The organism is Litoribacter ruber (genome assembly GCF_018449405.1).
Lineage (GTDB): Bacteria > Bacteroidota > Bacteroidia > Cytophagales > Cyclobacteriaceae > Litoribacter > Litoribacter ruber.
On record NZ_JAHCMY010000001.1, the window covers coordinates 225,114 to 247,454 of the forward strand.

The 22,341-nt window shown below is 46.3% G+C and carries 19 protein-coding genes; 12 read left to right on the forward strand and 7 right to left on the reverse strand.

Annotated features, from left to right (window positions below; translation table 11 throughout):
* Nucleotides 1-116 precede the first annotated feature (116 nt).
* On the forward strand, nucleotides 117-1,190 hold the full coding sequence (locus KI659_RS01065; RefSeq protein WP_213943487.1) for an LptF/LptG family permease: 1,074 nt from the start codon (nucleotides 117-119) through the stop codon (nucleotides 1,188-1,190).
* Nucleotides 1,191-2,105, forward strand: a complete 915-nt coding sequence (locus KI659_RS01070; RefSeq protein WP_213943488.1) for a DMT family transporter — start codon at nucleotides 1,191-1,193, stop codon at nucleotides 2,103-2,105. It abuts the gene before it with no gap.
* Here KI659_RS01070 and ispE read toward each other — a convergent pair whose 3' ends face one another.
* The gene (gene ispE / locus KI659_RS01075; protein WP_213943489.1) at nucleotides 2,106-2,912 is read right to left on the reverse strand and encodes a 4-(cytidine 5'-diphospho)-2-C-methyl-D-erythritol kinase; all 807 of its coding nucleotides are present in this window, start codon (nucleotides 2,910-2,912) and stop codon (nucleotides 2,106-2,108) included.
* 609 nt (nucleotides 2,913-3,521) lie between these two features.
* Between ispE and ilvD the strand changes: the two genes are divergently transcribed.
* The 9 genes from ilvD to leuB all read left to right on the forward strand — a co-directional run bounded on the left by ilvD (nucleotide 3,522) and on the right by leuB (nucleotide 14,782).
* Nucleotides 3,522-5,201: a dihydroxy-acid dehydratase gene (gene ilvD / locus KI659_RS01080; RefSeq protein WP_213943490.1), complete on the forward strand. Its 1,680-nt coding sequence runs from the start codon at nucleotides 3,522-3,524 to the stop codon at nucleotides 5,199-5,201.
* Between the two features lie 25 nt (nucleotides 5,202-5,226).
* Nucleotides 5,227-6,921, forward strand: coding sequence for a biosynthetic-type acetolactate synthase large subunit (gene ilvB / locus KI659_RS01085; RefSeq protein ID WP_213943491.1), 1,695 nt, complete (start codon nucleotides 5,227-5,229; stop codon nucleotides 6,919-6,921).
* Nucleotides 6,922-6,925: 4 nt separating this feature from the next.
* Complete coding sequence (ilvN, locus tag KI659_RS01090; RefSeq protein ID WP_213943492.1) at nucleotides 6,926-7,426, forward strand: acetolactate synthase small subunit; 501 nt, start codon at nucleotides 6,926-6,928, stop codon at nucleotides 7,424-7,426.
* Nucleotides 7,427-7,442: 16 nt separating this feature from the next.
* Complete coding sequence (gene ilvC, locus KI659_RS01095; protein ID WP_213943493.1) at nucleotides 7,443-8,486, forward strand: ketol-acid reductoisomerase; 1,044 nt, start codon at nucleotides 7,443-7,445, stop codon at nucleotides 8,484-8,486.
* 4 nt (nucleotides 8,487-8,490) lie between these two features.
* A complete protein-coding gene (locus KI659_RS01100) occupies nucleotides 8,491-9,996 on the forward strand; it encodes a 2-isopropylmalate synthase (RefSeq protein ID WP_213943494.1) in 1,506 nt (501 codons plus the stop codon).
* A 4-nt stretch (nucleotides 9,997-10,000) separates the two neighbouring features.
* Complete coding sequence (leuC, locus tag KI659_RS01105; protein WP_213943495.1) at nucleotides 10,001-11,422, forward strand: 3-isopropylmalate dehydratase large subunit; 1,422 nt, start codon at nucleotides 10,001-10,003, stop codon at nucleotides 11,420-11,422.
* Nucleotides 11,423-11,448: 26 nt separating this feature from the next.
* Nucleotides 11,449-12,039: a 3-isopropylmalate dehydratase small subunit gene (gene leuD, locus KI659_RS01110; protein ID WP_213943496.1), complete on the forward strand. Its 591-nt coding sequence runs from the start codon at nucleotides 11,449-11,451 to the stop codon at nucleotides 12,037-12,039.
* 111 nt (nucleotides 12,040-12,150) lie between these two features.
* Entirely contained in the window at nucleotides 12,151-13,734 is a 1,584-nt protein-coding gene (locus tag KI659_RS01115) for an alpha-isopropylmalate synthase regulatory domain-containing protein (RefSeq protein ID WP_213943497.1), read from the forward strand.
* The gene (leuB, locus tag KI659_RS01120) at nucleotides 13,703-14,782 is read left to right on the forward strand and encodes a 3-isopropylmalate dehydrogenase (RefSeq protein WP_213943498.1); all 1,080 of its coding nucleotides are present in this window, start codon (nucleotides 13,703-13,705) and stop codon (nucleotides 14,780-14,782) included. Before KI659_RS01115 ends, leuB begins: the two co-directional genes overlap by 32 nt.
* A 50-nt stretch (nucleotides 14,783-14,832) precedes the next feature.
* Here leuB and KI659_RS01125 read toward each other — a convergent pair whose 3' ends face one another.
* Nucleotides 14,833-15,780: a hypothetical protein gene (locus tag KI659_RS01125; protein WP_213943499.1), complete on the reverse strand. Its 948-nt coding sequence runs from the start codon at nucleotides 15,778-15,780 to the stop codon at nucleotides 14,833-14,835.
* Nucleotides 15,781-16,126: 346 nt separating this feature from the next.
* On the opposite strand from KI659_RS01125, the gene truA reads away from it, so the two are divergent.
* A complete protein-coding gene (gene truA / locus KI659_RS01130; RefSeq protein ID WP_213943500.1) occupies nucleotides 16,127-16,903 on the forward strand; it encodes a tRNA pseudouridine(38-40) synthase TruA in 777 nt (258 codons plus the stop codon).
* Nucleotides 16,904-17,213: 310 nt separating this feature from the next.
* Here the strand turns inward: truA and KI659_RS01135 are convergent, their stop codons facing one another.
* The 5 genes from KI659_RS01135 to KI659_RS01155 form a co-directional block, all read right to left on the reverse strand.
* Nucleotides 17,214-18,032 (reverse strand): enoyl-ACP reductase FabI, encoded by an 819-nt coding sequence (locus KI659_RS01135; RefSeq protein WP_213943501.1) that lies wholly within the window; start codon nucleotides 18,030-18,032, stop codon nucleotides 17,214-17,216.
* Between the two features lie 148 nt (nucleotides 18,033-18,180).
* Nucleotides 18,181-19,833, reverse strand: coding sequence for a DNA repair protein RecN (recN, locus tag KI659_RS01140; protein ID WP_213943502.1), 1,653 nt, complete (start codon nucleotides 19,831-19,833; stop codon nucleotides 18,181-18,183).
* 7 nt (nucleotides 19,834-19,840) lie between these two features.
* Nucleotides 19,841-20,743: a type IX secretion system protein PorD gene (gene porD / locus KI659_RS01145; RefSeq protein ID WP_213943503.1), complete on the reverse strand. Its 903-nt coding sequence runs from the start codon at nucleotides 20,741-20,743 to the stop codon at nucleotides 19,841-19,843.
* A 65-nt stretch (nucleotides 20,744-20,808) separates the two neighbouring features.
* A complete protein-coding gene (gene coaBC / locus KI659_RS01150; protein WP_213943504.1) occupies nucleotides 20,809-22,017 on the reverse strand; it encodes a bifunctional phosphopantothenoylcysteine decarboxylase/phosphopantothenate--cysteine ligase CoaBC in 1,209 nt (402 codons plus the stop codon).
* A 2-nt stretch (nucleotides 22,018-22,019) separates the two neighbouring features.
* Nucleotides 22,020-22,331 (reverse strand): DNA-directed RNA polymerase subunit omega, encoded by a 312-nt coding sequence (locus tag KI659_RS01155; RefSeq protein ID WP_213943505.1) that lies wholly within the window; start codon nucleotides 22,329-22,331, stop codon nucleotides 22,020-22,022.
* Between the last annotated feature and the right edge of the window lie 10 nt (nucleotides 22,332-22,341).

Genomic DNA, 22,341 nt, shown 5'->3' on the forward strand with positions numbered 1-22,341 from the left:
TATATTTCCACTTCCCAATAAATATTCACAAATTGCCAAAACATTTGAACGATCTTAATACAAAACATGATTGATGAGTGTTAAGGCCATAGTTTTATGTGGTATCCCCTAGATAAATGAAATTACTCGATAAACTGATCATTAAGGATTTTCTCAAGACCTACTTTTTTGTGGTATTGATGCTGATTCTGATTGTCTTGGTACTGGATTTTACCGAGAAAAATGATGCATTTATCCGTCACAACGTGCCAGGAAACGAGATATTGAAATACATGCTCAATTATGGGCTGTACCTCAATAACCTTCTGACTCCCATTACGGTGTTTATTTCAGTTATTTTCATCACCTCCAAAATGGCCGGGAGGACCGAGATTATTGCCATCTTGAGTTCCGGTGTCAGTTTTACCCGCATGCTGGTGCCTTTCTTGGCTTCTGCCGTTTTGATCGGTGTGGCCAGTTTTCTGCTGAACGGCTGGGTGCTGCCCATCGCCACCGCCGGGGTTTATAATTTCAAGGCAGAGTATCTAGAGGATAACAGAACTTTTGATAAGCAAAATATCCACATCAAGATTTCTCCAGACACCTATGCTTACCTTTCTAGGTATTATACATCGGGAAACATTGGTTATTCGTTTACCATGGAGCAGGTTGAAGATGGGCAATTATTGAAAAAACTTTCTGCCGACCGGATTGTGTGGGATACAGCCAAGAGGGCTTGGACGGTGAAAAACTGGAGACTTAGGGAGTTGGGGGATATGAAAGAGGAGTACTCCGTAGGAGAAAACATGGATACGGTGCTTTCAATTACGCCTAAAGATTTTGACCTGCCCAAAAACCATCATGAAACCCTGATTCTGCCAGAGCTTTCCAAACAGATTGTAATCCTGGAAGAAAGAGGTGCCGATAACGTCAATTTTTATAGGATCGAACGGTATGTACGGTTTATGTCGCCTTTTGCCGCTGTGATCCTGACATTTATTGGGGTGATTGTGTCTTCCAAAAAGACCCGTGGAGGATCCGGATTCAAGATAGCCATGGGTTTTGGGTTGGCGTTTGTGTATATTATTCTTTTCCTGCTTTCCAGAACTTTCGCGGAATCAGGATCCCAATATCCCCTCCTCACCGTTTGGTTACCAAACCTGGTATTTATGGTTACGGGTTTTGTGATGTATAAAACCGTTCCTAGGTAAATGGAGTCCTCGGTAAAGGATTATCTGAAATTGCACCTAGTGGTGTTAATTTGGGGATTTACAGCAATTTTGGGCGTGCTTCTCTCATTTCCAGCTGTGGAGATTGTTTTTTACAGGACTTTTCTGGCCTGTCTAATCATGGGAGCCATCCTTTGGTATAGAAAAGCACAGTTTAGATTGCCTCCAAAAACCTTGATATCCATAGTCAGCACCGGTTTTATTATCTCCATGCACTGGATACTATTTTTCTGGGCTGCCAGGATATCGAATGTCTCGGTGGCATTGGCCGGATTTGCCACATGTAGCCTCTGGACAGCTTTTTTGGAACCGCTGGCCAATAAGTCAAGGGTGAAATGGTACGAGTTGGTATTAGGGCTGATGGTGATCGCGGGACTTTATGTGATCTTCAGATTTGAGTTTGGGTACTGGGTGGGCTTGACCATGGCAGTTGGTTCAGGTTTTCTGGGGGCAGTTTTCACTATTATCAATAGCAAGTTTACCAAAAAGCACAGTCCTTATATCTTGACCTTTTATGAGATGGGCGGCGCTTGTCTTTTCACCCTGATGCTTTTTCCAATTTACACCACATTTTTGACTGATAATGGGTTGCAGCTAGGATGGCAGGGGCTTGATTGGTTGTGGCTGATTCTGATGGCTGGAGTTTGTACTGTATATGCCTTTTCGGCTTCTGTTGAGCTGATGAAAAGGTTGACCGCGTATGCCATCAACCTCACGGTAAATATGGAGCCAGTGTATGGAATCATTTTGGCCTTTATGATTTTCGGCGAAAGCGAGAAAATGACTTCTGGTTTTTATGTGGGAACAGGCATCATTTTGCTCTCCGTATGCCTATATCCCGTGTTCAATTATTTCCACAAAAGAAGAAAAACCAAACAGCTGCTTCGTTTGCAATAATCAAAGCTGGGCTTTGAAAGTGAAGTAATCCTCTGGCCATGTGACAATAGTCGGCTCAGTCTCAAACAGCCCGAAAACTGTAGCTCCCGAACCCGACATGGCTGAATAAAATGCGCCCTGCCCATAGAGCTTGTCCTTGATTTCTTTTATTTGGGGGTATTTCTCAAATATACTTCTTTCGAAATCATTCACTAAATTTTCCTTCCAAGTTGATCTGTCTTGTAAAACATCCTTTAAGGACTTCACCGGTTTTTGGGGAGTCAAGCCCTGATAGGCTTCTTTGGTTCCTATGTGAATACTAGGGTTGATCAAGAGGATCCACTTTTCTTTCAGATCCACATCCGCAGGCTCCAGGATTTCGCCTCTTCCTGTGGCAATTTTTGGCGTGTTTTCTATAAAGAACGGGCAGTCACTTCCTAGTTGTGCCGCATAGTCTTCCAAAAACCAGCTTTCCAAATGTAGGTCAAAAAGTGTGTTGAAGGAATTCAGCGCATATGCACCATCAGCCGAGCCTCCGCCGAGGCCTGCGCCCATCGGGATGTTTTTGTGCAAATGGATGTGGACGTGGGGCAGGTCATTGAAGTCTTTCCGCATCAATTTAAGTCCTTTTAGAATGAGGTTGTCCGCTTCTTTTCCGGGTATGGGCAGGCCAGTAGACTGGAATTCGGTCTTTTTGCCAGGTATGATTTCTAATGCATCAAACAATGGAATAGGCACCATGCAGGTCTCGATTTCATGATAGCCATCTTTACGCTTGCCGGTAACATGAAGGCCTAAATTGATTTTTGCATTTGGAAAACTTAGCATCTGTTCTGTTAATTTTTTCTACCAAGTGTCAAAGCTATGGGATTATCCTGAATGATGCCACCAGCAACATTTAATTCTTTGGAGGAAGTTAAAATGAAAGACAAAGGCAGATAACCGGAACATTCCAGCCATAATCAGGAAAATAGTCATGAAGTTGGGTTTATTTGGGAATTATCTTCTTTGTTGTTTAAGCAAAAAAATGGGGTGTTTTTTGAAAATAAAAATCATACCGATTTAGATTTTTGCTGTTTTTTCAAATTAGTAGAAAATTTTGGCCTTTGCTATTTTTTGATGGGTTTTAATAATTGCGGTTTTGCCAATGTACATCCTTGCTAAATTATTTTAGGAAAATATGGAAATAAGGAAATAATATATTTTGACAAAATGTCTGTATTAAGAATTTAATATTGGTTGTTTGAGAAATGATGTTTAAGATTGTAATGTCAAACAGTAAAACACAGTAATGTCTCACGCAATAGCCCTATTTGGTTTCTTTATTTTTATTATTCTCTATTTCAATAGCAGATGAGGCAGCCCTATACCATTAACTTAAATGAAGTGCCTCATCCATAAGGCACTTTTTTTTATACCCCTCTATCAACCAAACCTATGAATAAGCTTAAAAAACACAGTTGGGAAGTTAGTGACAATCAGGAGCATCCTGCGGGAATGGCCATGCTCTACGCCACTGGCCTTTCGGATCAGAAGATGAAGCAACCCTTTGTGGGAGTGGCCAGTTGCGGATACGAAAGCAATCCTTGTAACATGCACTTGGATGGTTTTGCTGAGCAAATCAAGGCTGGGATGGATAAGCAAAAACTTACAGGGCTTAAATTTAACACCATCGGAATTAGTGACGGCATATCCATGGGCACTTCAGGAATGCATTACAGCCTGCCTTCCCGTGAGATCATTGCCGACTCCATTGAGGCATTCATACTGGGACATTCCTTCGACGCCGTCGTGGCAGTGGCAGGTTGTGATAAAAATATGCCCGGGGCCATCATGGGGATGCTCAGAGTGGACCGCCCGGCCATCTTGGTATATGGCGGCACGATCAGCTCAGGAAATTATTTGGGGGAAAAACTAAACGTGGTTTCCGCATTTGAAGCCTACGGCAAAAGGGTGAAAGGCTTGCTGACAGATGAGGATTACATGGGGGTGATTAAAAGCTCTTGCCCGGGAGCCGGGGCCTGCGGTGGGATGTACACCGCCAACACCATGTCATCAGCCATAGAGGCAATGGGGATGTCCCTTCCCCACAGCGCTAGCAATCCCGCCAAATCCCCTGAAAAAGCCATTGAGTGCCAGCAGGCAGCCGAATACATAGCGATACTTCTAGAAAAAGACCTTACTCCAAAGAAAATAATCACCAGAAAAAGCCTCGAAAATGCCGTGCGAGTTGTGGTGGCCTTGGGTGGAAGTACCAATGCGGTGCTTCACCTTTTGGCCATTGCCAAAACAGCAGGAGTGGCGTTCGGGCTGGAGGATTTCAAGCGGATAAATGATGGTACACCGGTAGTGGGCGACTTCAAGCCAAGCGGAAAATTCCTTATGGAGGATCTGCACGAGCAGGGCGGCTTGCCTGCCTTTATGAAATACTTACTAAACGAAGGTTTACTTCACGGGGATTGCTTGACCGTGACGGGCAAAACGCTTGCTGAAAACCTTGCCGATGTTGCCCCAATTGTTGCTTCCAAAATCAACGTGATCCACCCCCTTGAGCAGCCGCTCCAACCAACTGGCCACCTTTGCATTCTACATGGCAATTTGGCGCCAAAGGGATCCGTGGCGAAGATTTCTGGGAAGGAAGGAAGCTCTTTTTCTGGCACAGCCAAAGTTTACGACAGTGAAAAAGAAGCCAATCATGCCATCCGGGATGGGAAAATCGAAAAGGGCCACGTGGTAGTCATCCGTTATGTGGGCCCCAAAGGCGGTCCCGGAATGCCGGAAATGCTGAAGCCTACATCCATGATCATAGGGGCTGGACTGGGCGCTGATGTCGCGCTCATTACTGATGGCCGGTTCTCTGGCGGTACGCATGGCTTTGTGGTAGGGCACGTGACACCCGAAGCCTATGAAGGGGGGCCGATAGGCTTATTAAAGAACGGCGACAAAATCACCATTGATGCAGCAACCCACTCTATTGAGGTTAAACTTTCCCAAGAAGAATTAGATAAGCGAAAGGGAATGTGGAAAGCTCCAAAGAAAAGCCCTCTTCAGGGAACCTTGAAAAAATATCAAACCCTAGTGTCATCAGCTTCTGAAGGCTGCGTGACGGACAGATAAGTTAAACCAACCTCATCCAAAAGCTATGAACGATACCAGAATCAGAGGAGCGGAGATTGTAATCAAGTCTTTGGTGGCCGAAAAAGTGACCACCTTGTTTGGATACCCAGGTGGGGCCATCATGCCGGTGTATGATGCCCTTTACGACTATATTGATCAAGTGGACCATGTGCTCACTCGACATGAGCAAGGCGCTATCCATGCTGCCCAAGGATTTGCCCGGGTTTCGGGGAAGGTGGGCGTATGCATGGTGACCTCGGGTCCTGGGGCAACCAACCTGATCACCGGCCTGGCCGATGCGCTCATAGACAGCACTCCTCTGGTATGCATCACCGGGCAGGTTGCGTCCCACCTACTGGGGACAGATGCTTTTCAGGAAACTGACGTGGTGGGGTTTTCCATGCCAGGCACCAAATGGAACATTCAGGTAAGAAGGGTGGAGGATATAGCACCTGCCATCAGTAAAGGCTTCCATATTGCCCGTTCGGGCAGGCCCGGCCCGGTGCTTATCGACATCACTAAAGATGCACAATTTGCCCTTGGGGAATTTACTTATGCCCCGACTTTTAGCGTGCGTTCATACAAACCTTATCCTCCAGTAAATTCCAAAATGGTGGAAAAAGCCGCTGAATTGATCAACGGTGCAAAGAAACCATTTGTCCTATTCGGCCAAGGAGTACTGATGGCAAAGGCTGAAGAGGAATTGAGGGCCTTTTTGGAGAAAACGGGTATTCCCGCTGCATGCACCCTGCTGGGATCGGGGGCGTTTTCGGAGGACCATCCACTGTATGTTGGAAAGCTTGGGATGCATGGAAACTATGCACCAAATATCCTGACCAATCAATGCGATGTGTTGATTGCCATCGGGATGAGATTTGATGACCGGGTGACCGGCGATCTGTCCCGCTATGCCACGCAGGCAAAGGTGGTCCATTTGGAACTGGATCCTGTGGAGATAAACAAAAACGTGAAGGCTGATGCGCCTGTGTTGGGCAATTGCAAGGAAAGCCTTTCGCTTTTGATTGACCAGGTTCATCCCAGTTCGCACCATGAATGGCTAAATGAATTTAGGCAGCTGGAGCAAGAGGAAAAGGCCTCAGTAGTTGCCCGGGACCTTTCACCTACCAAAACCGGCCTTACCATGGGCGAGGTGATCCGATATGTGAATGAGTTCAAGGATGATGATGCTGTTTTGGTCACCGATGTAGGGCAGCATCAAATGATTGCCTGGAGGTATTTTGATTTCAAAAACAGCCGGACCCAAGTCACTTCTGGTGGGCTAGGTACGATGGGATTCGGTCTTCCGGCCGCACTTGGTGTCCAATTGCACAATCCTTCAAGGCAAGTAATCTGTGTGGTCGGGGATGGAGGTATTCAAATGACTGTACAGGAATTGGGCACCATCATGCAGACCAAGGCGCCAGTTAAAATCATCCTGCTCAACAACAATTACCTGGGCATGGTGCGCCAGTGGCAACAGATGTTCTTCGATAAAAGGTACAGTTTCACGGAGCTTGAAAACCCAGATTTCATCAAAATCGCAGAGGCTTATAAAATTAAAAGTAGCAAAGTAGAGCAAAGGGAAGATTTGAGCGAAGCGGTAGCAGACATGTTTTTGCATGAAGGACCATATTTTCTCGAGGTAGTGGTGGCCAAAGAGGACAATGTCTTTCCAATGGTAGCCACCGGCTGTTCGGTAGACGAAATCAGGTTAAGCTAAGCGTATGAAAAAATTCACCATTTCAGTATTCACCGAAAATTTCATCGGAATACTCAATCGCATCACCATCATCTTTACCCGAAGGGGAGTCAATATCAACGGAATCACCGCCTCAGAAAGTAGGGAGGACGGTATTTATAGATTGACCATAGAGGTGACTAGTACTGATGAGCAGATCGTTCAGCTGGTCAATCAGATAGAAAGGATAATCGATGTAATCAAAGCATTTTATTACGAAGATGACCAGGTGGTTTTTCAAGAAATAGCACTTTATAAACTTCCAGTGAGCAGCCTGGATCCAGGCTTGGAAAAAGTTATCAGGCAGTACAATGCCCGCATCATTTCAGCTGAGAAGAACTTTGTGGTCATTGAAATGACCGGCCACAAGGAGGATACCCAGGAGCTGCTTGGCATATTAAAGAAATTCAACATCATGGAGTTTGCACGCTCCGGAAGAGTAGCGGTGTCCAAACCCATGCAAACTTTAGATCAATATTTACAATAATCAAACCATCAAAACTATGAAGCTTAAATTCGGAACAGTTGAAGAGAACGTAGTAACCAGAGAGGAATTTCCCCTGGAGAAAGCTAAGGAAACATTAAAGGATGAAGTAATCGCCGTATTAGGTTACGGGGTGCAGGGTCCAGGACAGGCCTTAAACCTAAAAGACAATGGTTTTAATGTGATTGTTGGTCAAAGGAAGAATTCTAAAACTTGGGACAAAGCCGTAGAAGATGGCTGGGTGCCTGGGGAAACGCTTTTTGAACTTGATGAAGCTGCCCAAAGAGGCACGATTCTGCAATACTTGCTTTCAGATGCCGGACAGATTGCACTTTGGCCTACGGTGAAGAAACACCTGACGCCGGGCAAAGCTCTCTATTTTTCTCACGGATTTGGGGTAACCTATAAAGACAAAACCGGAATCGTACCTCCTTCAGATGTGGATGTGATCCTAGTCGCACCTAAAGGGTCTGGCACATCGCTAAGGCGGATGTTTGTGGAAGGCCGAGGGTTGAATTCCTCTTATGCCATTTATCAAGATGCCACCGGCAAGGCCAAAGATCGTGTAGTCGCGCTAGGGATAGGAGTCGGCTCCGGCTACCTTTTCGAAACAGATTTCTACCGTGAGGTAACCTCTGATCTTACCGGAGAAAGAGGGACCTTGATGGGTGCCATCCAAGGGATCTTTGCTGCCCAATATGAAGTATTGCGCGCCAATGGTCACACTCCTTCAGAAGCCTTCAATGAAACCGTGGAGGAGTTAACTCAAAGTTTGATGCCTCTAGTCGCCGAAAATGGGATGGATTGGATGTATGCCAACTGTTCCACTACCGCACAAAGGGGTGCGTTGGATTGGTGGAAGCCATTTAGGGATGCGACCAAGCCGGTTTTTGAAGAACTGTATAGCAGTGTGAAAGAAGGAAAAGAGGCGGTGAAGTCGATTGATTCGAATAGTAAGGATGATTATAGAGCAAAATTGGAAGGAGAGCTTCAGGAATTGAGGGAGTCGGAGATGTGGCAAGCCGGGGCTGTCGTCCGTAAGTTAAGACCTGAAAACAACTGATACGATGGAGAAATTATGGATTTTTGACACCACCTTAAGAGACGGGGAGCAAGTTCCCGGCTGCCAGTTGAACACCCGCGAAAAAATCGTGGTGGCCCAGGCATTGGAGTCTTTGGGAGTGGATGTGATTGAGGCTGGATTCCCCATTTCCAGCCCGGGAGATTTTAATTCTGTTGTGGAAATTTCCAAAGCGGTGAGCAATCCCATTATCTGCGCCCTTTCCAGAGCGGTAGAAAAGGATATCGAAGTCGCCGCGGATGCGTTGAAATATGCCAAAAAAGCCAGGATTCACACCGGGATAGGGGTTTCTCCTTATCATATCCACCACAAGTTGAGGTCTACCCCTGAGGCTGTTATTGAAAGAGCTGTGCAGGCAGTCAAATTTGCCAAGCGATATGTGGAGGATGTGGAGTTTTATGCAGAAGATGCAGGCCGATCCGAAAATGAATACCTGGCCAGGATCGTGGAGGCGGCCATCAAGGCTGGTGCCACAGTGGTCAACATTCCCGACACCACCGGATATTGCCTTCCTGAGCAATATGCAGATAAGATCAGGTTTCTGAAAGAAAACGTACGCAACATAGACCAAGCCATCATCGCCACGCATTGCCACAATGATTTGGGGATGGCCACTGCCAATACCATCGCAGGTGTGCAGCACGGCGCAAGGCAGGTGGAAGTGACAATGAACGGCATCGGGGAGCGGGCCGGCAACACCAGTCTAGAGGAAGTGGTGATGGCCATCAAGTGTCACCAATCCATTCCCGTACAAACTAGCATTCAAACACCCAAGATTTATGAAACCAGCCGCTTGGTTTCCAAACTGATGAACATGCCAGTTCAGCCCAATAAGGCAATTGTGGGAAGAAATGCTTTTGCCCATTCCTCGGGAATCCATCAGGATGGTGTGTTGAAGCACCGTGAGAACTATGAAATAATGGATCCCCAAGAAGTTGGGGTGGAGGAGTCCTCCATCGTTTTGACTGCACGGAGCGGCAGAGCAGCATTGAAACATCACCTGGAGCTTCTTGGTTTTATCTGTGAAGGGGAGAAGCTGGAGAAAATCTATCAGGACTTCCTCCAGTTGGCTGATGTGAAAAGAGATATAGGCCGAAAAGACCTCTACCAGTTGCTAGGTGAGTATGTGGATGAGTCAGGCTTTGTGGAACTGGGCAAAGTAAGTTATGAGTACGGCACCACCGTCAATTCAAAAGTTGAGCTAAAGGTTGGAGATAAGTCCACGGTGGCGACTGCTGAAGGAAATGGTCCCGTGGATGCGGTCATCAAAGCCATTCAGCAACATGTGGACCAGGAGGTGGAGCTCGATGAGTTTCTGATCCAGTCTATGGCCAAAGGGAGCGATGATGTATGCAAGGTGCATATGCGTCTGATGTGTGAGAAGAAGCCCTATCATGGATTTTCCTCGCATACGGATATAGTCATTGCCTCGGCCCAGGCATTTGTGGATGCCCTAAACAAATTACCCGTCAAACAACAAGTGACCCTTTAAAATTATGGAAAAGAAGACATTGTTCGATAAAATATGGGATGCCCATGTGGTGAAATCCGTGGAAAAAGGCCCGGACGTCCTGTTTATTGACAAGCATTTTATACACGAAGTCACCAGTCCGGTAGCTTTTCTGAATTTGGAGAAAAGAGGAAATACGGTACTTTTTCCTGAAAGGACCATCGCCACTCCCGATCACAATGTGCCTACCGAGGGGCAAGAGCAAACTATCAAGGACAAACTTTCCAGGATGCAGGTGGAAAGGCTCAGGGAAAACTGCCGGAAATATGGAATTGAACTCCATGACCTCGGTTCTGAGCACCACGGAATTGTCCATGTGATCGGACCCGAGTTGGGTGTGACGCAACCAGGGATGACGATCGTTTGCGGTGATAGTCACACTTCCACGCATGGGGCTTTCGGCGCCATTGCTTTTGGAATTGGGACCAGTGAAGTGGAGATGGTTTTTGCCAGCCAATGCATCATGCAGGCAAAGCCCAAGAAGATGCGGATCACCATTGATGGAGAACTTGGTGAAGGCGTTACATCCAAGGATATCATACTTTATGTGATTTCCAAAATCTCAGCCAGTGGAGGAACAGGGTATTTTCTGGAATACGCCGGTTCGGCCATTACTTCCCTGAGCATGGAAGCCCGCATGACCATCTGCAACATGAGTATAGAAATGGGCGCCAGAGGCGGCTTGATCGCTCCCGACGAAACCACCTTTGCCTATTTGAAAGGAAAGAAATACTCCCCTTCGGGAAAAGCTTGGGATGATGCCGTGGCTTATTGGAAAAGCCTCAAAACTGACGAAGGAGCGGATTTTGAAGTGGAGCACCATTTTGATGCTGCAGATATAGAACCGATGATTACCTACGGCACCAATCCGGGAATGGGCATCAAGATCAAAGAAAACATACCAACTGGGGCTGACCTGTTGGGCAGCAATAAGAAATCCTATCAGCAGGCTTTGGATTACATGGGCTTTCAAGCGGGAGAACCGATCAAAGGTAAGAAAGTCGACTATGTCTTTGTGGGTAGCTGTACCAATGGGCGGATTGAGGATATTCGTGCCGTGGCCAATTTTGTCAAAGGAAAACAAAAAGCTGAAAACATCACTGCTTGGATAGTGCCTGGCTCCAAGGAGGTTGAAAAACTGGCCCATGAGGAGGGCTTGGTTGATATTCTCAAGGCCGCAGGTTTTGAATTGAGGCAACCTGGTTGCTCGGCTTGTCTGGCTATGAATGATGACAAGATTCCTGCTGGAAAATACGCCGTTTCTACCTCAAACCGGAATTTTGAAGGTAGGCAGGGGCCCGGTGCCAGGACTCTGCTGGCCAGTCCGCTCACTGTGGCGGCGGTGGCGATCACCGGCGTGATTACCGATCCGAGAGAATTGGCCGTGGCGGATTATGCCGGGGTTTGATGTTTGAGTTCTAAAATTTAATTAAGATGGCTTACGATAAATTTAATGTGCTTTCCAGTACGGTGGTCCCACTTCCTACAGAAAACGTGGATACAGACCAGATAATACCCGCCCGATTCCTAAAGGCTACCGAAAGGGAAGGTTTTGGGGATAATCTCTTTAGGGATTGGCGTTACGATTCGGAAGGGCAACCCAAGAAAGGTTTTGTGCTAAATGACCCCACCTACCAGGGCAAAATACTGGTTGCTGGGAAAAACTTCGGTTCGGGCTCCAGCCGTGAGCATGCCGCATGGGCCATATATGACTATGGGTTCAGGTGTGTGGTCTCCAGTTTCTTTGCCGATATTTTTAAAAACAACGCTTTGAATGTGGGGATTTTGCCGGTGACGGTGAGCCCGGAGTTTTTGGACGAAATCTTCGAGGCGGTTGAAAAAGACCCGAATACAAATCTTGAGGTAGATCTAAAGCGGCAGACGATTACCCTACTTGCGACCGGAAAAAGCGAATCTTTTGACATCAATCCCTATAAGAAAGCCAATATGCAAAATGGGTTTGATGACATTGATTACCTGCTCAATTTGAAGGAGGAGATAGTGGAGTTTGAAAAAAGCAGGTAAAAATTAAACCGCAGAGACGCAAAGGGGACAGAGTTTTAGCCTTTTGCTAAGCACTCTCTGAGACTCCCGATTCGCTTCGCTTTTCGGGACTGGTTCTTTGGTAATTAAATTATGGCAGTTAACAACAAAATAGAGATCATGGATACGACACTGAGGGATGGTGAACAGACCTCAGGTGTATCTTTTCTACCTGCTGAAAAGCTCCAGGTTGCCAAGTTGCTACTGGAGGAGCTGCAGGTGGATAGGATAGAAGTGGCCTCTGCCCGTGTGTCAGACGGGGAGCTGGAGGGAGTGCGCAAAATCACCTCCTGGGCAGCAGATAAAGGTTTGTTGGACAAAGTGGAGGTGCTTGGCTTTGTGGACACGCCTGTCTCCGTAGACTGGATAGCCTCGGCGGGTGCCAAAGTAATCAACCTCCTCACCAAGGGTTCTCTCAATCATCTTGAGCACCAGCTTAAAAAAACGCCTGGCGAACATTTTGAGGAAATCAGGGAAGTCGTGAATTATGCTATCCAGAAAGGGTTAGCGGTAAATGTCTATCTTGAAGACTGGAGCAATGGGATGCGAAATTCCAAGAGTTACACCTTAGGGTTGATTGATTTTCTTCTGGGTTTACCTGTCAAAAGAATCATGCTTCCAGATACCTTAGGCCTTTTGGAGCCGAAAGAGGTGAGGACTTTTATAGGCCAGCTGACTAGAAAGTATCCTGAAGCCCACTTTGATTTTCATGCACATAACGATTATGACCTTGCAGTAGCCAATACGCTGGATGCGGTGAGGTCAGGCGCCAAGGGAATTCACACCACTGTAAACGGCTTGGGTGAAAGGGCAGGGAACACACCTTTGGAAAGTATAGTGGCTGCCCTGAATGATTTCGGCCAACATAAGTTGACTGTTGAGGAGAAGAAAATATACAGGGTCAGCAAGTTGGTGGAACAATTTGCCGGTTTGCGGATCCCCGTGAACAAGCCGGTGGTTGGGGAGAATGTGTTTACCCAAACGGCGGGGATCCATGCTGATGGGGACCAAAAGAGGAACCTGTATTTCAGCGACCTGCTGCCGGAAAGATTTGGGAGAACCAGAAAATATGCCCTTGGCAAGACCTCGGGAAAGGCCAATATCCTGAAAAACATTAGTGAGCTTGGCATTTCCTTGAATCCTGTTGAGCTTAAAAAGGTCACCCAAAAGGTAATCGAGCTTGGCGATCAGAAGGAAAAGATTACCCCGGAGGATTTGCCTTATATCATTTCGGATGTTTTGCAGCAGGAGTCCATTCGGCATGACATCAAGATTGAAGGGTATCACATGACGCATTCAAAAGACCTTAAGCCTACTGTGCAGCTTAAATTGAACATTTACGGAAAGTATTACGAAAGTTATGCTTCAGGAATAGGGCAGTATGATTCCTTCATGAAAGCGCTGAAGAAAATCTACAAATCCTTGGGCAAAGAGCTGCCCAAACTGACGGACTTTCATGTTACTATCCCCCCCGGGGGAAGAACTGACGCGTTGGTGGAAACTGTCATTACCTGGCAGACGCTTAAAATATTCAAAACAAAAGGACTGGACGGGGACCAAACCGTGGCCGCTATGAAAGCAACCGAAAAGATGCTGAACATATTGGAGCAGTTGGGATCCGAAAACGAAAAAAACGACAATAAAGATGGAATTGAAAATAGCCTTATTGCCAGGTGATGGCATAGGTCCGGAGGTGATGGACCAAGCAGTTAAAGTTGTCAATGCAGTTGCGGAGCGGTTTGGGCATAAGATTACCTATCAAGAGGCCAAAGTGGGAGCTGCGGCCATAGATGCCACTGGCCTGCCTTACCCCGATGAAACCCATCAAGTATGCCTAGATGCTGACGCAATTCTATTTGGCGCCATCGGGGACCCTAAATATGATAATGACCCAAAGGCAAAGGTAAGACCCGAGCAGGGACTTCTGCTGATGAGGAAAAAGCTAGGCCTTTTTTCCAATGTGAGGCCTACTTTCACCTTTCCATCCCTTTTGCACAAATCACCGCTGAAGCAGGAAAGAATTGAGGGGACTGATTTGGTGTTCCTGAGAGAGCTCACCGGTGGGATATACTTTGGGGAGCCCCGAGGCCGAAACGAGCAGGGCACTGTGGCTTTTGACAGCTGCGTATATTCGGTGGAAGAAATTGAGCGGCTTGCCCGAATGGGGTTTGAGTTTTCGCAGAAAAGGAGAAAACTGCTCACCTGCGTAGACAAGGCAAATGTCCTGGCCACTTCCAGGCTGTGGAGGGAGACCGTCCAACGATTGGCTCCGGAATACCCTGACGTGAAGGTGGAATATGAGTTTGTGGACGCCGTGGCCATGCGCTTGGTGCAATGGCCAAAGGCTTATGATGTGCTGATTACCGAAAACCTGTTCGGGGATATCCTTACAGACGAGGCTTCCGTGATCAGCGGTTCCATGGGTTTGATGCCATCTGCTTCATTGGGGACTGAAAACAAACTCTTCGAGCCCATCCACGGCTCCTATCCCCAGGCAGCCGGTAAAAATATCGCCAATCCCTTGGCCATGGTGCTGTCTGCCGCGATGATGTTTGAATATGCCTTTGGCCTGAAGGAAGAGGCGCAAGTGGTCAGTGATGCGGTGAATGCATCTTTGGAGGAAGGAGTGGCGACGGAGGATATTGCGGAAGAGGGTAGATCCTACAGCACCTCGGCAGTAGGGGATTGGCTGGCTCTGAAGGTTTTGGAAAAATCGGAAGCTTAAAGGAAAAGAGGGAGCTTCAAGCTCCCTCTTTAAAAATGGATAATTGCAGTTTACTCGCAAAGTTGAAATGCATCTAGATGGATGCCATAATAATCTTCTTTCGGTATAGTGACCTCAAAAATAGATTCCTCAATATAAAATTTGTGGGCAAATGATCCGGGAGCTGGATTACCAGATGGTGGATTGGAGTAACCTTGAATTTTGACATTGTTATTAACATCCTGTAATCCCCCAGACGATAAGTTAAACTTCATCTTAACATCATTTCCCTTTTCTTTAAGAGTTACTGTGCCTATGAAGTTTGTTTGACCTAAATAAATATTATATTCTTTGCCATCCTCAAAAGTAATATAGGTGGCCCAATTGCCTTTTGGTATATATCGATCATCCCCTGGCTTATCATTCGCTGCCCAAGCAGTACCTCTTCTACAAATTTCGGGATCATCCTCGTCATCACAAGTATCTAAAGCATAGCATAATGTTAAATTACTTAACTCTGGTTGAATTCTTTTACCCTGGCGATTGAAAAATACTGGAGCAGCAAGTCCACTATCCCCATTAATTCCTGCTCCATATTGGTAAATATTCGCATTGTTTGACCCTTTTACAATAATGTAAAGCTCCTGAATGCAAAGATTATTATTTTTGGATGGATCATATGACCACGTAACAAACGTACCATCATGAGTGATAGTGAAGCCATCTGGCCACTCGAATGTGTCGTCAAAAAGTCCATTATCATCATCCGCTCTTCCACTTGTTTTTAATTCGAACTCACTATCAATTTGACCACATTCAATATTGCCCCCGTTATCTGAGTCGAGAGTAAAGGGTATAATATCCTGTTGACTTGTTGGCGAACCACCATTTGTGGCCAGCAACACATCATCCCCCTCCATCTGAAAGGGCTCTAAATGGCTACAAGAAAAGAGTAGCACGGCGGACACTAGGGCCAGAACCTGGTTCTGCCACCTAGTAAATTTGGTTGGATTTTTCATAAAAATTTTAAATTGCAGTTAGACAAATTTACTCCTAAAGTATTTTATCGCAAAATAAAACCTTAAAAAATATTAATTTTAAAGAATTATATTTTATTTATCTGTAACAATAGTCTTTTGTCTCTAATTTATTTTTGTAGACTTTTTCCAACCCATTTCCCCTTGTTTATAATCTTTTTCAAAGAATTATTGAACTGGATTTTTTTTTGTATAAAGCCTTATTTTCAAGTAGTTATGCCGTTTTGGAATAGTTTACTCTGTGATACTTCATTTAGCTTTGTGAGACTTTGTGACCAATTTGTTTTAACCTTCCGCCTTCCGCCCCATTTTTCGTAGCTTTGGCCCCATGCAGCGACGTTCACATACTTATCTATGCTGGATCCAGTACCTGGGCTATAGGTACCATGGCTGGCAAATGCAGCAGGGTGTAAAAACCATCCAAGGCCAGTTGGAGAGGACCATAGCCAAAACAATAGGGCACGATGATTTCTCCATCCTGCCTGCCGGGCGAACCGATGCGGGGGTGTCCTGCCAAAAGGGGGCATTTGAGCTTTTTCTCACTGAGCCTGCTCAAGAACAGCAACTTTTACAAAACCTCAACGACTACCTTCCCCTAGATATCCGGATCCTGGATATTCAACCCGTACCCCTTTCCTTTAATGTGATCCAGGATGTAGCCTACAAAGAATACCGCTACTACTTCTCCTTTGGCAACAAACCCCACCCCTTCAATGCCGCCCATATTGTCAATTTCGAGGGGCAACTGGATGTGGAACTGATGGGAAAAGCCGCCAGCCTATTCAAGGGCGAGCATGATTTCAGACGGTTTTGTGTCAGGAAAAAGGTTGACAATTATCGGAGGCTGATTATGGAAAGCGGGATCTGCAGGATGGAGGAGCCCATGGGGTACTTTGCCCCGGAGCAGGTTTATTATTACAAAGTCAAGGGCACCGGTTTCCTCACCCACCAAATCCGGCAAATGATGGGAGCCTTGGTGGAAGTGGGTATGGGAAAATTGGGTTTGGAAGATGTTGAGGAAGCGCTGAAAAGTGAGCTAATCAACCCGCTGAGCTTCTCCGTCCCCGCCCAAGGCCTGGTAATGCATGAAGTGGTGTTTAAGTAAACGTCGCTTAAATTGGTCGCAAAGTAAATTGGTCACAAAGTCTCTCGAAGTTTTAAATAAGTCACACAAAGTTTAAATAGGCGACGAGGTTAAATAGAGGGCACAATGGGCACGAAGGATTTGAAGGGCACAAAGTGAGGAGGGGCAATAAAAAAAGAAGCCGCATAAAGGATTCCCTTTGTGCGACTTCTTTAAAATTCATTTGGACTTTATGCCCTATTTTATTCCAAACCTTCTCCGCGAAGAAGCCTTAGTGGAACTTATTTTTTACTTTGTGTCCTTCGTGGCCAATTTGTATCGGCGAAGTGGCTTATTTTTTATCGCTGAACTTCTCCACGATCTCCTCTGTGATGCCGGTGCAGGAATAGCCGCCGTCGTGGAAGAGGTTTTGCATGTTTACATAGCGGGTGAGGTCTGAGAACATGGCGATGATGTAGTCCGCGCAAGCTTCAGATGGAGCGTTTCCAAGTGGGGAAAGGGCCTCGGCATAGTTGTAGAAGGCATCAAATCCTCCGATACCCGTGCCAGCCGTAGTTTTGGTAGGCGACTGGGAGATGGTGTTGACCCTTACGTTTTTTAGTTTCCCGAATCGGTAACCGTAGCTTCTGGCGATGCTTTCCAATATAGCCTTGGCCTCAGCCATGTCGCTGTAGAATGGATATACACGCTGGGCGGCGATGTAGGAAAGGCCGATAATGGAACCCCACTCGTTCATCACGTCCTGCTTTTCTGCCACCTGCATCATTTTGTGAAATGATAGCGCAGATACATCCCATGACTTCTGAACCCAGTCATAATTCAGGTCGCCGTACTCTCTACCTTTTCTTACGTTGGGTGACATGCCGATAGAGTGCAGGAGAAAATCAAAGTTTCCGCCCAAAAATTCCTTTGCTTCTGCGTAAAGCTTCTCAATATCTTCAACAGAGGTGGCATCCGCTGGCACCACGATGGTGTCACATTCCTTGGCCAAGTCTTGGATAGCACCCATTCGCATGGCGATAGGGGCGTTGGTCAAAACGAATTTTGCACCTTGCTCCTTGGCTTTAAGGGCGGTCTTCCAGGCGATGGAGTTTTCGTCCAAGGCGCCGGTGATGATTCCTCTTTTTCCTTTCAATAAATTCTCAGACATCGTATATCTAAATTTGGTGGTTCTGAATGAAGGGCAAAATTAAATAATTTTAACTTAAACCCACTATTCTACCCATAACAAAGTAGTGGAAACTCACCGATAAATGGCAAAATAAATCTGAGAATAAGGTAGTTATAAAAGTTAACTCTTACAGGCTGAGCAATTCTTTGGCATTTTCAAAGGCCGTGGCCGAAGGGTTGGAACCGGCGATCATCTTGGCGATTTCCTGGATCCTCTCCTCGTTTTCCAAAAGGCGGATTTTACTGATCGTGCGGTTTGTACTGTTGTCTTTGTAGACGAAATAATGTTTTTCTCCTTTTGCAGCAACTTGTGGCAAATGGCTGATGCAAATAACTTGGTGCTTCAGGGCTATTTCCTGCATCATCTTGACCATCTGAAGGGCCACCTCTCCGGAAATTCCCGTATCAATTTCGTCAAAAATAAGCGTCGGCAGGGCCATCTTGTCGGCCATGATATATTTGATGGCAAACATCAACCTGCTGAACTCCCCGCCAGAGGCCACCTGCCTGATGGGCTGCGGTTTCACACCTTTGTTTGCTGAAAAGAGGATTTCCACCTCGTCCATGCCGGAACTGGCGGGGTCGATGCCGCTGCGGTTTACTTCAATTTTGGCATTTTCCATGCCTAGACCTGCCAGTAAGCCAGTTACCTGTTCGGCAAAAGGTTTGAAGATGCTTTGCCTGGATTTGCTAAGCTTTTCCCCCTGGGCAAAAAGCTGCTTTCTTGCCTGTTCCAATTCTGATTTAAGCTTTTCCAGCTCGTCATCCAGGTTCTCCACTTTGAGCACCTTGTCAGCAAGGTCACTTTCTATCGCCATAAGCGCTTCTACGGAATCCACCCCATGCTTTTGCTGCAGGTGATAGATCTTGCTAAGTCTTTCTCTGATGGTCTCCAACTGGTCAAAATCCACCTCAATCTTGCCGTCCTCATCTTCCAAGGTGGCGGCTATGTCTATAGCCTCGATGGCTACGCTCTGGAACCTTTCCTTCAGCTCCCCAAAGCGCTGCCCATACTTGGAAAGCTGGTTAAGCTGCTGTTGGAGTTGGCTGATAAGGTTTTGCAAGCCCATTTCCTCACCGTTGAAGATTTGCAGTGATTCGTGGATTTTAGACTTGATTTCCTCGGCGTTGTCGAGGATTTCCTGCTGCTCTTCCAGTTCCTGCTGCTCGTTTTCTTTGAGTTGCAAAGCGGATAGTTCTTCCAAGAGAAACTTGTTGAATTCTGCTTCTTTTTTTAGCTCAAAAGCCTGGGCTGAAATGTTTTCATAAGACTTTTTGGATTTTTGAAAGGACTTGTAACTTTGAGAAAATTGGGTTTTTATTTCCTGGTTTTGGGCAAAAGCATCCAATAGGGAAAGCTGGTATTCATTGGCGCCGAGCAGCAAAGTGTCGTGTTGCGAATGCACGTCCATCAAGGCTTTGCCCAAAGTCTTTAAGGCTTCGAGTTTTACCGGGGTGTCATTGATAAAGGCGCGGGATTTTCCGGAAGGGGCTATTTCCCTACGGATGATGCAGTGGCGCTCATAGTCCAAATCGTTGGCATCAAAAAAGTCATTCAGGCCATATTCTTCAATCAGAAATTGTCCCTCGATCACACATTTCCTTTCCTCATCAAAAAGGGACTTTACATCTGCTCGGTTGCCAAGTAGAAGTCCCACTGCCCCGAGCATGATGGATTTACCTGCGCCGGTTTCCCCGGTTATCATATTCAGCCTAGGGTCAGGCGTCATTTCTAAGGATTCAATAAGGGCGTAATTGGAAATGCTAAGATTTGTAAGCATGCAGAGACTAACCTTTTAAAATATCGTTGTACTTTCTTGAATTGTTGGGGTCCACTTTGAGCAAAACGTCCACAGCCTCCTTGCGGATATCCATGGGGGCATTTTTGAAGACTTTGCTGATCTCATCGGACTTGGCATCCATAAAGGTGATCGCCAAAATACTGTTGGGCTGGGCATCGTTAGCCGAGGCGACCTTTTTGATGGCCTCCAGCATGTTTTTGTAAGCTTCTTCAGGTTTGTTGCCTAACAAGTCCAATCCTTTTCTGTGGTAGAGATAGTAGGCATCCCTAACCGGAACCATCACCTGGGAGGTGTAAAGCTGGTCGGAAAGCCAGTAGCGGTTTCTTCGATCGCTTGGACTTTGGCTCCATCCAGGGCGAGGGGATTGCTGGGCATTGGATACGATGTTTGACGCAATTTCAAAATAGGGGTCTCCTCCTCGAGGGGAAAAAGAATCATAATCCACCCCTATAGCAACGTAGGCATAATAGGCTAGGAGGGAGGTAATGTTGTTGAGAAATGTATTTCGGTTAAATTCAAGGGGCTGGGAATCCAGAAATTCGAAGGTCCAGCTACGGTCTGCAAAATTGAAGATCAGGCTCTCATAATTGGTGCCGTAGATCGGTCTGACGGTCTGCACCTGCACGGTGGCGTTGAAAAGTCCCACCTGTGGCATGTCGTTGATGGTGATGAGCATGTTGCCTTTGATCCTTTCGGCAGGCCTGAATTCATCATCCGTCCAGTTTCTTCCATTGAGAAACTGCTCGAAAGTGTTTTTCATCGTCTCAAATACCTCCCTTTCCTGAGTTCTTGCCCGGTCACTGTTGATGGTGACGGTGAAGTTCAGTTCCTGGGCCATGAGTTGGTCTGCCAGGGTAATAAAGGTCAATATGAGAAGGATATGTTTCATGGATGCCAGCTAACAGGAGCCAGTGGCGGCTCAAATCTCATTAAAGATAACGAAATATGGTCAAATCAATTTCTTGAACTGATCTTTTTAATCGCCTGTATGATCTGGGTTGCCACTTCTGTTTTGGGCAAAAGGGTCAAAGGTTCCTTATGCCCATCTTTGAAGTAAAAAGTGACTTTGTTGGTGTCATGTTGGAATCCGGCTCCGTTATCGTTCATGCTGTTGAGCACGACCATGTCAAAGTTCTTCCGGTTGAGTTTGCCAAGCGCATTTTCCTCCTCCTGATTGGTCTCAAGGGCAAATCCAATATGCACTTGGTGGTCTTTTTTCTGCTTGCCCAGTGTGGCGGCGATATCCACATTCTTTCTAAGACGAATCATCATGTCATCGTCTTTCTTTTTGATTTTCTGGGTAGCCACTTCTTCTGGGGTATAGTCCGCTACGGCTGCCGCAAAAATACAGTAATCCGACATGGGATGGTGCTTTTTGCAAACCTCAAACATCTGCTCCGCACTTTTTACAGGAAAGGTGGTGATGTTGTCGTGAGAGGCAGCCAAGCTGCTCGGCCCAAGTACCAGTTTAACATCAGCTCCGCGCTGTGCAAGTGCATTGGCCAGCGCAATTCCCATTTTTCCACTGCTATGATTTCCGATGAACCTCACTGGATCTATGGCCTCATGGGTAGGACCGGCTGTAATCAGAACGGTTTTTCCTTTAAAGTCCTGCTGGGCACTGAAATGCTCAATGACCCGCTCCACAATGTGTTCGGGCTCCATCAGTCTACCTTGCCCCATTAGGCCACTTGCCAATTCCCCGCTTTCAGCTTCCAGGATAATGTTGCCAAAGGAGGCGATTTTGTCCAGGTTGGCTTTTACGGAGGGATGCTGGTACATGTCCAGGTCCATGGCCGGGGCCACCATCACAGGGCAGCGGGCCGAAAGATAAGTTGCGGTAAGCAGGTTGTCACATCCCCCGTTGGCAAATTTACTCAGGGTGTTGGCGCTGATTGGCGCCACAAGGAAAAGGTCGGCCCAAAGCCCAAGGTCAACATGGTTGCTCCATTCACCGCTTTTGCGGTCGTAGAATGCCTCCAATACCGGTTTCTTGGATAGGGTAGCCAAAGTCAGGGGGGTAATAAAATCAAGAGCAGAAGTACTCATGATAATCTGTACTTCTGCCCCTTCCTTTACTAATAACCTGGTAAGATGGGCGGCCTTGTATGCAGCAATGCTGCCGGTGACGCCCAATAGTATCCTTTTACCTTGCAATTGCATGCTTACTCTTCAGGAGTTTCTACTTTTCTGAAATATACTTTTCCTTCCATAAACTCCTCCATTGCCAATGTAGTAGGCTTTGGCATTCTTTCGTAGAACTTGGAGATTTCAATCTGTTCTTTGTTTTCAAAAACTTCCTCGAGGTTGTCTACTGTAGAGGCAAACTCGGAAAGTTTGTTGTTAAGCTCTTCCTTCTGTGCGGAAGAAATCTGCTTGGCTCTTTGAGATACCACGTGAAGGGATTCGTAAAGATTTCCAGTCTTTTCTGCGATTTTCTCTAAATCTCTGGTTACAATTGAAGGATTAATGGCCATATTATCTGTT